At 68.3% G+C, this 15,228-nt stretch carries 9 protein-coding genes; 3 read left to right on the forward strand and 6 right to left on the reverse strand.

The annotated features are described in order from the left end of the window. Nucleotides 1-1,531 (forward strand): P-loop NTPase fold protein (locus ACJ8AN_RS22420; RefSeq protein ID WP_407757471.1); only part of this gene is annotated, 1,531 nt, incomplete at its 5' end. 216 nt (nucleotides 1,532-1,747) lie between these two features. Here the strand turns inward: ACJ8AN_RS22420 and ACJ8AN_RS22425 are convergent. Continuing rightward, nucleotides 1,748-3,157 (reverse strand): TerB family tellurite resistance protein, encoded by a 1,410-nt coding sequence (locus ACJ8AN_RS22425; protein ID WP_407757472.1) that lies wholly within the window; start codon nucleotides 3,155-3,157, stop codon nucleotides 1,748-1,750. Between the two features lie 313 nt (nucleotides 3,158-3,470). On the opposite strand from ACJ8AN_RS22425, the gene ACJ8AN_RS22430 reads away from it, so the two are divergent. Together ACJ8AN_RS22430 and ACJ8AN_RS22435 are read left to right on the forward strand one after the other, a co-directional pair. Next, nucleotides 3,471-5,300, forward strand: a complete 1,830-nt coding sequence (locus tag ACJ8AN_RS22430; RefSeq protein WP_407757473.1) for an HSP90 family protein — start codon at nucleotides 3,471-3,473, stop codon at nucleotides 5,298-5,300. After that, the gene (locus ACJ8AN_RS22435; protein ID WP_407757474.1) at nucleotides 5,297-6,427 is read left to right on the forward strand and encodes a hypothetical protein; all 1,131 of its coding nucleotides are present in this window, start codon (nucleotides 5,297-5,299) and stop codon (nucleotides 6,425-6,427) included. Before ACJ8AN_RS22430 ends, ACJ8AN_RS22435 begins: the two co-directional genes overlap by 4 nt. Before the next feature lie 708 nt (nucleotides 6,428-7,135). Here ACJ8AN_RS22435 and ACJ8AN_RS22440 read toward each other — a convergent pair. The 5 genes from ACJ8AN_RS22440 to ACJ8AN_RS22460 form a co-directional block, all read right to left on the reverse strand. Beyond that, nucleotides 7,136-8,140: an aldo/keto reductase family protein gene (locus ACJ8AN_RS22440; RefSeq protein ID WP_407757475.1), complete on the reverse strand. Its 1,005-nt coding sequence runs from the start codon at nucleotides 8,138-8,140 to the stop codon at nucleotides 7,136-7,138. A 46-nt stretch (nucleotides 8,141-8,186) separates the two neighbouring features. Continuing rightward, nucleotides 8,187-9,788, reverse strand: coding sequence for a response regulator (locus tag ACJ8AN_RS22445; RefSeq protein WP_407757476.1), 1,602 nt, complete (start codon nucleotides 9,786-9,788; stop codon nucleotides 8,187-8,189). After that, a complete protein-coding gene (locus tag ACJ8AN_RS22450; protein ID WP_407757477.1) occupies nucleotides 9,785-11,926 on the reverse strand; it encodes an ATP-binding protein in 2,142 nt (713 codons plus the stop codon). Before ACJ8AN_RS22450 ends, ACJ8AN_RS22445 begins: the two co-directional genes overlap by 4 nt. A gap of 120 nt (nucleotides 11,927-12,046) precedes the next feature. Continuing rightward, the gene (locus ACJ8AN_RS22455) at nucleotides 12,047-14,365 is read right to left on the reverse strand and encodes a Tex family protein (protein ID WP_407757478.1); all 2,319 of its coding nucleotides are present in this window, start codon (nucleotides 14,363-14,365) and stop codon (nucleotides 12,047-12,049) included. A 107-nt stretch (nucleotides 14,366-14,472) separates the two neighbouring features. Beyond that, nucleotides 14,473-15,219, reverse strand: a complete 747-nt coding sequence (locus ACJ8AN_RS22460) for a hypothetical protein (protein ID WP_407757479.1) — start codon at nucleotides 15,217-15,219, stop codon at nucleotides 14,473-14,475. Nucleotides 15,220-15,228 lie beyond the last annotated feature (9 nt).

A 15,228-nucleotide genomic window follows, 5' to 3' on the forward strand; every position in this document is an offset into this window, starting at 1 on the left:
GCGAGTCCGAGATGTCCTAGAAAAAGCCATCTCTGAAGGATACGGACAAGGATTTCTCGACAAGATCATTCAAGCCCCCCTGCATGTCCCGCTGCCAGATCGAACCGCAATAATCAATGAACTGTCTGACCAACTCAAGGCTGCGCTCACTAATAGGGACCTTTTCCTGCCACCGGAGCTCACTCCCGCCCCCCATCTGCCACACGAACTAGATATTTTATCACACTTAATTCGCACCCCGAGAGACCTAGCGAGATACATCAATGCATTCCGAATGCTTTTGCTCGCTGGAAACGATCCTGACGTCCACCCAACAGACGCAGCACTTATTGAGGCGTTGCGCATATTCTATCCAGATGTCTACAACCGAGTCCGCCGCCAAAAGAAGTTTCTAACAGATAGCGAGTCTTTTCTCTTCGACCCTGAAGACAAAGAATATCGGCAGCGCATACGCGAAAAAGAGCTTGACTTCCTGGTTCGCGGCGATTCAGGCCCGCTTAGCCCCAAGACTGAAGAATCCATCAGAGCGCTGTTAGCATCACTATTCGGAGCTTTGACTGACCCCTCGGCAACCAGAGCACGTAAAGGTGATGCAGAAAATCGGAGGATTCGGAGTCCAGAATTTTTCGATAATTATTTTCGTTACGCACCGCCCATTGGAGCAATCACGCGCCGAGAGATTGGGAACATCCTCGGAGACATCTTGCATTATGCCGAGACGGCCAACGAAGACGGAATTGCCGGAAGCATCGTTGTGGCATTCCGAAACAAGGACGATGAAGCCAAAGATCAGTTGGTCTCAGAAATTGGATATAGACTTTCCCTCACCCGCTTCGATCTCCTAAAGCCCATAGGAAATGGAGTTCTCAAAACACACAAACAACTCCCCCAAGAGATTGTACTCAGCCTGCTGGAGTCTGCGATAACCGCCGTGACGGATCTTAATCGAGCAGACAACACTCAAGCGATGATGATCGCGAGGGAGTCATGCCACGAGATCCTCAAGGCAGCCTTGACGGAACAACTTCCCGTCGACCATTTCTTCAAGCTGTTCAACAAGCTAAGGAGAACACCCTGGCTAACGGAAGAGCCGTTCGTTGAACTTGCTGGCACGCTACTCAAGCGCGTTGAACATAGCTTGCAGACAGGAGCATTGTTTCAAGACTCGGCTCGAGTCCCAGAACAAATGTCACGCACCTTCATGCCTGCAATTGAGCTATGCGTACTGATTGGTAAGTCATCGCCCGTACCGCAGGAAAGACTTCAAGACAGATTGGCCGAATTCGCAATTAGTCACCCTGAACTCTTGCCGCAGATTCTCAGTTCTTTCGGGGGCGACACTGAGGAGGGCCCTGTACTATTCATGCCTGGCGTCATTAGTAGAGAGGTCGCGTCCAAAAACATAAGTTCTTGCATCGGCGATTTCGAGCGACTGCGTCCCTCATACGAGAAACTCATAGGAGGACAGTTCAATGTCGGTTCTTACCGCCGGCTCCTAAATGACTTTGGAACGCTACTCACCAAAACATAGGAGGTGACAACCAAACTGCCAGCGATTTGTCCCGAGAAGAGGCTTGCCGTTGCTAGCGCGAATAGAAGGCTAGAAAAAACCAGAGAACTAGGCGACACCTTGGTAGCAAGCTCAATCGCAGTAGCAGAGCCCCCACCGAACTGCAGTCATCCTGCTACCTGGGATGATACGAAGCGCGAGAGAAAGCCAATGCCTTCGACTCGCCGGGAAAATTGCTCAGCCCGCCTTGCGCTCCGAGGGCGCACCTTCGCTCACCATCTCGTCTTCCTCGGGGCTCACGGGCGCGTGCTCGGGCTCGTCCTGGAAGGAGCTCGGCAGCAGGTTGAAGGGCAGCACCTTCGCCAGCGCCACCAGCAGCAACATGCCTCCCGGCGCCGCGAAGATGGCGAGCGCCGGAATCGCCTTCGCCACGTCAATCAATTGCGCCCGCATCCGCCGGCGCTCCTCGGCCGTCAGCTCCTGCCTGCGCGCGGCCTTGGTGAGCAGGTGATACAGCTCCCCCGTCTCGCGCACCTCCTGCATCAGCCGGTGGAAGTTGCGCTCCAGCGCGTTCTGCATGCTGGACACCATGTCCTCGCCCATCAGGTTCGCCGCCGAGGACACCGTGAACACATCCACCACCGAGCGGTTCTTCGCGTAGAACTCGGCCACCTCCAGCTCCAACTGGTGCACCGTGCTCTCCGGCACCCGCAGCGCCTGCGCCAGTTGCTCGATGAAGGCCCGCTCCCCTCGCGAGCGCCGCCCATCCACCAGCGACGCCAGCAGCGTCTGCTCGAGGATGAAACGCCGCAGGTCCACGCTGCGCACGTTCCTCACCGCCGCGCTCAACGAGTGGCGGCGATCGAAGGACTCCCGCACCGCCGTGCGCAGCTCGCTCTCGAGCGCGTCCGGCAACCCCAGGTCCTCCACCTGCCGGAGGATGGCCCGCCGCGCCGAGTACGTGGGCTGCCGGTCCACACAGGCCAGGCCCGTGAGCACCTCCACCAGCAGCGCCTTCTGCCGCGCCGCGAAGTCGATGCGGCGCCGGGCCATCTCCCCGTTCAACCCGCCTCGGGCGAAGTAGTCGAGCGCCTGCCGGCCGAACATGTGCGCGTCCGCGTAGAGCGCCCCGTTGTGCAGCACCAGCCCGTACGCCGGGTCTCCCGCCAGCGACATGGCGCGGCGCTCCAGCGCGTCCTCCACCTTCCCCCACAGCTTGCGCGGAACCTCGTGCCCCTGGCGCACCTTCTCCTGGAGGGCCTCGGCCTCGTCGAGCTGGTTGGTGAGCACCGCCAGCAGGAGCAGGAGCTGCTCGCGGCGGGGGCCCTCGGGAGCGCCGGCCAGGGATGCGATGTCCAGGGCCATGCGCGCGAAGGTGCGCACCACGGCGCGGAAGAGCACCTCCTCGGGTGCCCCCGTGCTGGAAAGCTCGGGGGACGTGCCCTCTCCGGGAGTGCCCCCGTCCGCGGGCGTGCCGTAGAGCAGGCCGCTGGCGCGCAGCATCCGCCGCAGGTACGAGCGGGCGCGGGCCCGGCCGGAGCTGGAGTCGGAGAGCCCGGGGGCCACGACGGGCGCCGGCGCTCGAGCATGGGCCGCCACCGACTCCTCGAGCAGCGAGGAGAGCCAACCCGTCTTGCCCAGGTCCATCGGTAGTCCGCTCCCAAGGCCGCGCTCCGGGCGGCTCGTCGGGGAATACCCCACTTCGCCTCCCGGGCGCCACCGGCCTCCTCCGGGACATGAGGCGGAGCCGGTGGACCCGTGCATACGCACCACGGTCGGGTTGCCGAGCAGCCGGGCGGCCTGACCGCAGTGCCACCCGGGCCCCCGCCGTCGAAGGGCCGCATATTCGGCGGGCGGGCAATCGTCCAGAGGCAAATCCGGCGGCTGTCCACGGCACGGTGGACAGTGCCACCCACGAGGGCGTACGGCTCGCGGCCTACCCTTATAGGCTCCGGCGCCCGTGGACCATCGCTTCCAGGTCAACCTCCGGGGGGTCATCGACCTCCTCTCCCACCACCTCTACAGCACGCCCGGCGTGTTCGTGCGCGAGCTGCTGCAGAACGCCACCGACGCCATCCGCGCCCGGCGGCACCTGGAGCCCGGCCACCCGGGCTCGGTGCGGGTGGAGCTCATCGAGAAGCAGGACGGCGGCCTGCCCACCCTGCTCTTCAGCGACGACGGCGTGGGGCTCACCGAGGAGGAGCTGCACCGCTTCCTGGCCACCATCGGCGAGAGCTCCAAGCGCGAGGCGCTCGAGGCGCGCCGGAGCGACTTCATCGGCCAGTTCGGCATCGGCCTGCTGTCGTGCTTCATGGTGTGCGACGAGCTGCTGGTGGTGACGCGCTCGGCGAAGGGCGACGGCCGCACCATGGAGTGGCGGGGCCGGCATGACGGCACGTACGCCGTGCAGCCTTCCGAGCACCGGCTGGAGTCCCCGGGCACGCAGGTGTTCCTCGTCGCCCGGGAGGACGCCGCCGACTACTTCGCCGCCGAGCGGGTGCGGCAGCTCGCGGTGCACTACGGGGGCCTCTTGCCCTTCCCCATCCACCTCACCGCGGACGGCCGCACCGAGCACCTCAACGCGGCCCCGCCTCCCTGGCGCCAGCAGTACGAGAGCGCGGCGGAGCGCCGTGCGGCGCTGCTGGCCCACGGGCGCGAGGTGTTCGGCCTGGACTTCGTGGACTGCATCCCCCTGCGCGCCGAGGCGGGCGGGGTGGAGGGCGTGGCCTTCGTGCTGCCCTTCTCGCCGCACTTCAACGCGCGGCAGAAGCACCGCGTGTACCTCAAGGACATGCTGCTGTCGGAGAGCGCGGAGAACCTGCTCCCCGAGTGGGCCTTCTTCGTCAAATGCGTGGTGAATGCCCAGGGCCTGCGCCCCACCGCCAGCCGCGAGGCCTTCTACGAGGACGCCACGCTCGCCAGCGCCCGCGAGTCGCTCGGCCAGTCGCTGCGCCAGTACCTCGTGGACCTGGCGAACCACGACCCGCGCAACCTCCAGCGCCTCATCGCCCTGCACGGCCTGTCCGTGAAGGCGCTCGCGCTGGATGACGATGACTTCTACCGGCTCGTCATCAATTGGCTGCCCTTCGAGACGACGCTCGGGATGATGACGCTGGGGCAATACCGGCAGTCCTTCCCCACGGTGCGCTACGTCAACACCCTGGATGCCTTCCGGCAGGTGGCGCGCGTGGCGGCGGCGCAGGGGCTGTGCATCCTCAACGCGGCCTATACGCACGACACGGCCCTGCTGGAGAAGCTGCCGCGCGTGCTGCCGGACGCGCAGGTGGAGCTCTTCTCCGCGGCGCAGCTGCCCCAGGGCTTCGAGGAGCTGACGGCCGAGGAGCACCATGCGGTGGAGCGGCTGCGGCAGGTGGCGGAAGAGGCGCTGGAGCCATTCCGCTGCGAGGTGACGCTCAAGAAGTTCCTCCCCGCCGAGGTGCCCACGCTCTACGGAGACGTGGACGACGGGGCCTTCCAGCGGGACGTGGAGCGCGCCCGCGAGGAGACGGACGAGCTGTACGCCTCGGTGCTGGAGGGCGCGCTGGCCGAGTCCCGCGAGGAGGAGCGGCCGCAGCTGTGCTTCAACTACCGCAACCCCGTGGTGCGCCGGCTGGCGCGGGTGCGAGACGTGGCGCAGCTCAAGCTGTCGGTGGAGATGTTGTACGTCCAGGCCCTGCTGCTGGGGCACCGCCCGCTCAACGCGCGGGAGATGACGCTGCTGAACCGGGGGCTGCTCGGCCTCATCGCGGCGCGCCTGGACGAGGACGAAGGCACTGGGGGCGTACATTGACGGAGCAGGACTGGCGGGAGCAGGTGAAGAACCTGCTCGGGCGCGCGGAGCGGCTGGAGCCCGGCGAGGCGAAGGTGATGGCGCTGGAGGAAGCGGCGCGGCTGGCGGATTCGCACGGCGACGTGCCGCTCGCCTACGAGGTGCGCGACGCACTCATCGAAGCGGCCACCTTCGGCGGCTTTCCGGACCGGGCGCTGGCCGCCTTCGCGTGGTGCCGGGGTCAGATGTTGAGAGACCCCGAGCGCTACTCGCCAGAGCAGTTGCTGTGGAAGCAGAAGTGGGTGGTGGGCCGTCTGGACGAGTTCCCCCACATCAGCCGCAAGCAGATAGAGAGCGCGCTGGACGACGTGGAGCAGTGCTTCGCGAAGGCGGGCGCGGGACAGCGCGCGGTGCTGAAGCTGCGCTACCAGGCGGCCCGGGACATGGGCGACGACACCCGGGCCGAGGCCTTCTGGGCCCAATGGGTGGAGACACCGCGAGACCACCTCACGGACTGCCGCGCCTGCGAGCTGGATGACGAGCTGGACCACCACATCGACCGGGGCGAGTACGAGCTGGCGCTGCGCAAGGCGAGGCCGCTGCTCGAGGGACGGGCCGGGTGCGCGGAGGTGCCGCACCTGACGCTGGGCAGCGTGCTCTATCCGCTCTTCAAGCTCGGACAGTTGGAGCAGGCGCGCGACTGCCACCTGCGCGGCTATGGACTGGTGCAGCGCAACCGGGAGTTCCTCGCCACCGTGGGCGAGCACCTCGAACTCCTCACGCTCACGGCCAACGTGGAGCGGGGACTGAAGCTCTTCGAGCGCCACGTGGGCTGGGCGCTGGAGCACGCGAGCCACCGGGACCGCTTCACCTTCCATTCGGCCGCGCTGTCCCTGCTGGAGCGGGCGCTGGCGGAGGGGCACGAGCGGGTAGAGCTCTCCCTGCCTCGCACCTTCACGATGTACTCGCCCGAGGGCACCTACGAGACGCGCACACTGCGCGGCTGGCTTGCGTCACAGGCCGAGGGCATCGCGGCGAAGTTCGACGCGCGCAACGGGACGAAGCGCTTCCACCAATTGCTGGCCCGCTCGCGGCGCCTCGGGGAAGAGGTGGTCCCCTTCCCCATCGACGTCCCCGTCTCCGTGTGAGACCCACTCGTCACTGGGCTACGTCGGCCCAGTGGATCGTGTTGATAACCCCCCACCATGAAGGGTTATCACCTCGGCGGGTACGACTATTGCGAGCAACATGGCTTCTGGCCCTTGCGCATGAACAAGAAGCCGTGCCCAGGGGTTGATCGATGACACCTTCCCGTGAGCCCTTCTGGCAGCACGTCATCAAGGAGCGCCACGAGGCCTTCATGGCCTTCGGCCCAGGCTCCGAGGGGGTTCCCCTCGAAGCGGCGGAGCACGAATACCTGGCTCTCCAGAAGAAGCTACTGGAGGGAGCCCGGACGGAGTGGGAGCGGCGGCACATCAAACGGCTGATCGCCCATGACATTCTAACCGTCGCGTACTTCGGGGCACGCACCTGGGCGGAGTACAAGCGGTCACTGCTCCGCGTACGGCGGCTCGGCTATCCAAGCTTGGAGTACCGCATGCACGCCGCCTGCGAAACCCTGGAGTGGGCGGCCGACAACGACCCCACCAAGGCCTCGCTGGGTTGGGCGATGGTGGAGGAAGCGGAGCGTCGGCTGATCCGTCTACGCCGGGGGAATCTGGTGCGGAAACAGGCCCTGGCCGCCATCGCCAGCGTCAAGCAGCGTGTCACCCGGAAGGGGCTCACGCCCCCACGCCTGCCGGCATGTCCACAAGGGGAGGAAGCCGCCCTCCCCCTCGCCCACGCTCCTGACAAAACTACGGGCGCTTCTCCGGGGTGGACAGCTTCGTCTTCTCCGGGTCGCGCTCGACGACGGGGCCCAGAATCTCGTCGATGCGGCGCATGACCTCCGGGCTCAGCTTCACGCCCGCGGCCTTGACGTTCTCCTTCACCTGCTCGGGCCGCGAGGCGCCAATGATGGCCGAGGACACGTTCGGGTTCTGCAGCACCCACGCCACCGCGAACTGGGCCAGCGACAGCCCCACCCCGTCCGCCACCGGCTTCAACTGCTGCACCCGCGTGAGCACGTCGTCCGTCATGAAGCGCTGGATGAAGCGCGAGCCGCCCTTCTCGTCCGTGGCCCGGCTGCCCTCCGGCGGCTTCTGCCCCGGCTTGTACTTGCCCGTGAGCACGCCCTGGGCAATGGGCGACCAGACAATCTGCCCCACCCCCAGCTCCTGACTGGTGGGCACCACCTTCGCCTCAATGACCCGCCACAGCATCGAGTACTGCGGCTGGCTGGAGACGAGCTGGAAGCCCAGCTGCTTCGCCAGCGTCACGCCCGCGCGAATCTGCTCGGCCGTCCACTCGGACACGCCGATGTAGAGCGCCTTGCCCTGCCGCACCACGTCCGCGAAGGCCTGCATCGTCTCCTCGAGCGGCGTCTCGAAGTCGTAGCGGTGCGCCTGGTACAGGTCCACGTAGTCCGTCTTCAGCCGCCGCAGCGAGCCGTTGATGGACTCGAGAATGTGCTTGCGCGACAGGCCCCGGTCATTGGGCCCCGGCCCCGTCGGCCAGTACACCTTGGTGAAGATCTCCAGGCCCTCGCGCCGCTGCCCCTGGAGCGCGCGGCCGAGCACCTCCTCGGCCCGCGTGCCGGCATAGACGTCGGCGGTGTCGAAGGTCGTGATCCCCTCGTCGAGCGCGGCACGCACGCACGCGAGCGCCGCCGTCTCCTCGACCTGGGAGCCATGGGTCAGCCAGTTCCCGTAGGAAATCTCACTGACCATCAAGCCACTGCTACCGAGATGTCGGAAGTTCATGCGGGCAGACTTAACCCGCTGGCCCCACCGGCACCACCGGAACCCGTCAGCCCTCGGCCACCGGACGCGTGGGCAATGAAACGGTGAACACCGTCCCGTCGCCGGGCACGCTGCTCACCTCGATGTCGCCCCCGAAGCGGCGCAGGATGTTGCGGCTGATGGACAGCCCCAGGCCCGTGCCCGTCGAGCCCTTCGTGGGGAAGAAGGGCTGGAAGAGCCGGGGCAGCAGCTCGGGAGGAATGCCCGGGCCCGTGTCGCTCACCTTGATGACGGCCCGGCCCTCCTCGCGGCGGGTGGTGACGCGAATCTCCCGGCGCGAGCCCTGCCAGCCCTCGAGCGCCTGCGCCGCGTTGACGAGCAGGTTGACGAAGACTTGTGAAACAGGCCCCGGGCTGCCCCGCACCTCGAGCCCGTCCAGCAGGTCCGCCTGGACGATGGCGCGCCGGGTCGTCTCGACGCGGGCGATGCGCAGCGCCGAGCGGATGGCCTCGTTGAGGTCGAACCAGCCCCCGGCCTCCTCGTCCGTGCGCGCGATCGAGCGCATGTCGCGGACGATGTCACTGATGCGCAGCGCGCCCTCGCGCGCGTCCAGCACGGCCTGCTCCAGCTCCACCAGGTCCACCAAGGCGCCCTCGCGCAGCGCCGTCACCTGCTCGCGGATGTAGCTCAGGTTGCTCAGCACGTAGGCCGACGGGTTGTTGATTTCGTGCCCGATGCCGGCCGCCACCTGGCCCAGCGTCGCCAGCCGCTCGGAGGCCGCGAGCTGGCAGGCCAGGCGCCCGTTCTCCAGCGCGAGCACCACGTGGCTCGCCAGCACCGCCACCCGGTCCAGGTCCTTCTTGGTGAAGAGCCGCGGCGCCGCCCGGCGCATCAATCCCAGCACCCCGAGCACCCGCTCGCCCACGACCAACGGATAGAGGATGAGCGAGGTGTCCATGCCCAGCTCCCGAACGAGGCCGAGCCGGTCATCTGGGAGGCCGGGAACCGCGAGCGCCGGCGTGCGATTGGTGGGCAGCGCCTGCACCACCCGCTCGCCCAGCTCGCGCAGCTTCGCGGCCTCGGCCTCGGAGGACAGGCCATGGGCGTGCGCCAGCTCGAGCCGGCCCTGCGCGTCCGGCATCAGCAGCACCACCGCGTCCGCGGACATGAGCCCCCGGCTCCCCTCGACGATGGCCTGGGGGAGCCGCTCGAACTCGTTCGTCGCGAAGAAGGACTGGCTGGTGCGCACCAGGTCCGCCGAGGCGTTGAGCCGGTAGCGGTCCAGCGCTCGCGCCACGCACGAATACATCTCGTGGATGTCGAAGGGCTTGCGGATGAGGTCGAACGCGCCCGCCCGCATGCACTCGATGGCCGTCTCCACCTCGGCATAGCCGGTGGCGACGATGACCTCGGTGGTGGGCAGGGCCTGCTTCACCTCGCGCAACAGCTCGAGCCCGCTCATGAAGGGCATCCGCACGTCGGTGATGATCAGGCTGGGCGTGCACTCGCGCAGCAGCTTCAGGGCCGACTTGCCGTCGGAGGCCTCGGTGATGGTGTAGCCCTCCAGCTCCAGCTGGTAGCGCAGCAGCAGGCGCATGTCCCGCTCATCGTCCACGACGAGGATCTGCTCGGGCATGGAGGGAGTCCGGGTCATCGAAGAGGTGCTCATGCGGAAGCCTCCGTGGGGAGCGCCGGGGCCACCGGGAACAGCAATCGCACCGTGGTCCCGGCACCGGAGGCCGTCTCCACGTCGATGCGGCCGCCATGCGACTCGACGATGCTGCGAGTGATGGACAGCCCCAGGCCCGTGCCCTGCCCGACCGGCTTGGTGCTGAAGAAGGGATCGAAGATGCGCTGGAGCACGTCCGGAGCGATGCCGCTGCCCGTGTCCGTCACGAACAGCTCGAGGCGCCCGCTCACCGCGCCGCCCCTCACCCCGACACGCACCGTGCCGCCCGGCGGCGTCGCGTCCAGCGCGTTGCCCACCAGGTTCAGCAGCGCGGCCTCCATCTCCGGCACGTTGGCCTCCCAGCCGGGCAGCTCCGCCGGGAGCTCGAGAATCTCCAACCGCACCTGCCCGCGCCCGGCCTGGCCACTGGCCAGCTCGCGCACGCGCTCGAGCATCGCGGAGACATCGACCCGCTCACGCGCCGGGCCACTCTTGCGCGAGAACTCCAGCAGCGTGCGCACCAGCGCGGCACAGCGCTGGGTCTGCTTCTCGATGGAGAGCAGCGCCACGCGCGCCAGGTCGTCCTGCGCTGTCTTTCGCAACAGCCCCTGCGCGAAGCCGAGGATGATGCCCAGCGGGTTGTTGAGCTCGTGCGACAGGCCGGCCACGAGCGTGCCCACCGCCGCCATCTTCTCCGACTGCACCAGCGACTCGCGCAACCGCTTCACCTCGCGCAGGTCCCTCGCGATGCAGACGGTCCCCTGCACCTGCCCCGCCGCGTCGATGATGCGCGACACGGTGAGCTGCACGGGAATGGCCCCCGCCTGCCGGGTGAGCAGGGAGAGCTCGGCCTCCACCAGCTCGCCACTGGCGGCGCGGGCCACCAGCGCGTTGAAGTGCTCGCGCGAATCCTCGGGCACCACCCGCTCCAGGAACGGCGCGCCCAGCATGTCCAACCGCGGCCAGCCCAAGAGCTTCTCCGCCGCGTCGTTCCACACGTGGATCCACCCCTCCGTGCCCACCATGAACGTGGCGTTGGGCGAGGCGGAGGTCATCTGCGCCAGCAGCGAGAGATGGTCCCTCGAGCGCTCCAACTCCGCGGAGCGGTGCGCGAGCCGCTCGAGCATCAGGTTGAAGGTGCCCGCGATGGCGCCCAGCTCGTCCCGGGACGCGACCTCGATGCGCTCGCTCAGGTCTCCCCCGTCGATGATGCGCCGCATGGAGAGCTGCAATCGCTGGAGCGGGCGCAGCAACAGCCGGGTGCGCCAGGCGACCAGCAGCGCCACGAGGAGCGCCGCCACCACCCCGCCCCGGATCATCCGCTGGCGCAGCACGTCCACCGGGCCGGAGATGTGCTCGGCCGGCACGGAGAGCACCAGGGACCAGCCGAAGCCCTGCTGCCGGGCGAAGCCCTCCACCGGCACCAGCAGGTAGAACAGCCCGTCGATGAGGGCCGTGTTGTGCTCGCTGGACTCGGAGTACCGGGAGCGCAGCTCGCGCACCACCGGCTCGGGCAGGCCGCCTACCAGCGGGCGCTCCCCGTTCAACAGCACCACCTCGAAGCCCTCGCGCGCGGCGCCTCCGCGCACGAACGAGAGATCGAACCGGGTGACGAGCGCCCCCTCCACGTGCTGCTGGGAGAGGATGGGGAAGGCGAAGACGACGCGGGGCTGGCCCTGCTCGAGGACGACGCGGGCCTGGGGCTCGCCCTCGCGGACCCGCGGCCACCAGGGCGCGTCCGCGAAGGAGCCCACATGCCCGGCATGCTCGCCGTGGGCGAGGACCCGCCCCTGGGTGTCGAGCAGCCAGAGCTCCGCGTCCTCACCGCCCTTGCCCGGCAGGCGCAACCCCGGCGTGGGGGACTCGAGGGGATCGCTCCGTTGCAGCGTCTCGAGGACGCCGCGCACCATGAAGGGGTTGGAGGCGAGGGACTGTGCCGCGGTCCACCGCAGCTGGAGCTGCTCGTCCAGGTCGTGCGCGGCGAAGCGGGACAGCTCCTGGAGGTGCTCCCGGCTCGCCGTCTCGAGGGCCTCGCGCGCACCCCTGGAGACCGTGGCGATCAGGAACCCGACCATGGCCACGTCGATGAGCAGGAAGAAGAGGAGGAGCTTGCTTTGAAAGCTCCGGAGGATGTTCACCGTGGGGGCCCCCCGAGAAACCCGGGAGGCCCGAATATACAGGCCCGGGTCGGCCGGGGCCACGCGACCTGGAGTCCGCACGGCCGCCGGGCAGGAGTCCCCAGCGGCCGGCGTGCCCTCTTAATGCTTGAGGTTTCGGAAGGGGTTGTTGAAGGGCTCGGCCGAGGGCTTCTGCGCAGCGGGCGCCTTGCCGCCTCCCTGCTTACCCGCCGGGGGACGCGCGCCCCCGGGGGCCGGACGTGCCTCGCTCGCGGAGGAACGAGGCGCTCCAGCGGAGGGCCCCGAGGTGCCCTCGGTGACGGCGCGCACGGAGAGCGCGAGCCGCTTGCGCGTCAGGTCCACGCTCAGCACCTTCACCGTCACCCGGTCGCCCACCTTCACCGCCTCGGAGGGGTCCTTGATGAAGCGCGTGGAGAGCTGGGACACGTGCACCAGTCCGTCCTGGTGCACACCCACGTCCACGAAGGCCCCGAAGGCCGTGACGTTGGTGACGACGCCCTGCAGCACCATCCCCTCCTTCACGTCCTCCAACTTCTGGAGGTCCTCGCGGTAGGCGGGCGCGGAGAAGTCGCCTCGCGGGTCGCGGCTGGGCTTCTCCAGCTCGGCGAGGATGTCCTCGAGCGTCAGCTCGCCCAGGTCCGGCCCCAGGTAGCGCTTGGGATCGATCTTCCGCACCAGCGCGGCGTTGCCCACCAGCTCCTTCACGTTGACGCCCAGGTCCTTCGCCATGCGCTCCACGACGGTGTAGCGCTCGGGGTGCACGGCGCTCGCGTCGAGCGGCTCGGGGCCGTGCACGCGCAGGAAGCCCGCGGCCTGCTCGAACGTCTTCGGGCCCAGCCCGCTCACCTTGAGGATTTCCCGGCGCGTGCTGAAGCGGCCCTTGGCGGCGCGGTGCGCGACGATCTTCTTCGCCAGCGTGGGGCCGATGCCCGACACGTGCTCGAGCAGCTGCGGCGACGCGGTGTTCACGTCCACGCCCACCGCGTTCACGCACGAGTCCACCACCTCGCCCAGCTTCTTCTTGAGCAGGCCCGGATCCACGTCGTGCTGGTACTGGCCCACGCCGATGCTCTTCGGGTCGATCTTCACCAGCTCGGCCAGAGGGTCCTGCAGACGGCGGCCGATGGACACCGCGCCGCGCAGCGAGACATCGAGCTCGGGGAACTCGTCGCGCGCCACCTCGGAGGCCGAGTACACGGAGGCGCCCTGCTCGCTCACGGACACCACCAGCACCTGCGTGCCGAGCGCCTTGAGCACCTCGCGCACGAACGTCTCCGCCTCGCGGCTGCCGGTGCCGTTGCCCACGGCGATGAGCTCGGGCTTGTGCTTGAGGATGATGGCGCCGCACTGCTTCGCGGCCACGGCGCGCTCGCTCCCGCTCTTCTCCGAGTAGAGCGTGGCGGTGTCCACCAACTTGCCCGTGCCATCCATCATCGCGGCCTTGATGCCGGTGCGCAGGCCGGGGTCCAGCGCGAGCACGGCGCGGCCTCCCGCGGGTGCGGCGAGCAGCAGGTGGCGCAGGTTCTGCCCGAAGACGACGATGGCCTCGCGGTCCGCGCGCTCCTTGAGCTCGTTGCGCAGCTCGGACTCGAGCGAGGGGCCCATGAGCCGGTCCCACGAGTCCTCCACCGCCGCGCGCAGCTCCGGGGCGAACGGGGACTGGGGCTTCGTCACCACGCGCGAGGCCAGCGTGCCCTTCACCTCGTCATCCGGCAGGGCCAGCTGGAGGCGCAGCACCTCCTCGGCCTCGCCGCGCAGCAGCGCCAGAATCCGGTGCGAGGGCGCCTTGGACAGGTCCTCCTCGTGGTCCGCGTAGTTGTCGAACTTGGTGGCCTCGCCCTTCTTCGCGGCCACCACCGCCGAGCGCAGCCGGCCCTTCTGCACGCACAGCTCGCGCGCGTTGCGGCGCAGGCCCGCGTCCTCGGCCACGCGCTCGGCGCAGATGTCCCGCGCTCCAGCGAGCGCCGTCTCCAGGTCCGGCACTTCCTTGTCCGGCTTCACGAACGCGCGCGCCTTGGCCGCCACGTCGTCCTTCTTCCCCGGCTCCTGCTTCCAGAGCAGGTCCGCCAGCGGCTCCAGGCCCCGCTCCCGGGCGATGGCCGCGCGCGTGCGGCGCTTGGGCTTGTACGGGAGGTAGAGGTCCTCCAGCTCGGTGCGCGTCTTGGCCTTCTGGATCGCCTTGGCCAGCTCGGGGGTGAGCTTCCCCTGCCCCTCGATGGTGCGGAGGATGGTTTCGCGGCGCGAGTCCAGCTCGGTGAGCTCGGCGGCGCGGTCCAGGATGGCTTGGATCTGGACCTCGTCCAGGCCCCCCGTGGCCTCCTTGCGGTAGCGGGCGATGAAGGGGACGGTCGCTCCGTCGGCGCTCAGCGCCAGGGTCCGGTCCACCTGCTCGGGCTTGAGGCCCAGTTCCTTCGACAGCTCGACGGCGTAGGCGTGCATGGCGACACACACCCTACACCATCCCACACGAATTGGCGAGCCCCCGGAGGGCCGCGGCGTGAAGGCCGCCAGCCCCTCGGAGGCCCGGGATTCCTCCGGCCCTGGGACTACGGGACGGAGGGCACCTCACCCGTGAGCACGCAGATGAGCGCGTCCGGGTCGCACTTCACGGGGAAGCTCGGGTTGATGCCCGAGCCGCGCAGGCGCACCGGCGGGTCCGCGTACGGCTCGCACTTGGACGCGTCGGGCTTGCCCTTGGTGGCGCAGCCCACCACCGGCCAGATGCCCCTGACCTTGTACTCGGCGGTGCAGCCGTTCTCGGTGTAGCGCAGGTCCGCGACGAACTGCGTGCCCGGGATGTCCGGCGTGTTGTAGATGCGCAGGTTGGACCACGCATACGTCAGGTCCAGCGTCGGCCCGCCCGACACGGAGCGCGCCACCAGCCGCGAGGGGCTGAGCGTGGGCACGTCGCAGAAGTTGTCCGCGCCCGGGGCCTCCGTCGTCAGCATGCCCTGGGCGTTGGGCGCGTTGGGCGCGTCCGGATCCACCTCCACGTCCGAGTTGTCCAGCAGCTTGCCCAAGCGCGAGGAGCGGATGACCACCGTCTCCGGCCCGCCGGGGTCCTTGCTGAAATACTTCTCCAGACCCACGGGCTCGGGCTTGAGCTGCGCGCACGCGAGGCTCGCGTCCTGCCCGTCCTTGAGCGTGTAGGTGGCCGCGAACGAGCCGGTGGAGCCGTCGGACACGGCCTTGGCCACCACGCACTGCGGGTCCTGCTGAGCGGCGCTGCAGGCGCCCAGGGTAGTGGCGAGCACCACCACTCCCGTACCCAATCCAATCAGTCGCATGTTCATGGAGTCTCT

The organism is Archangium sp. (genome assembly GCF_045802675.1).
GTDB lineage: Bacteria > Myxococcota > Myxococcia > Myxococcales > Myxococcaceae > Archangium.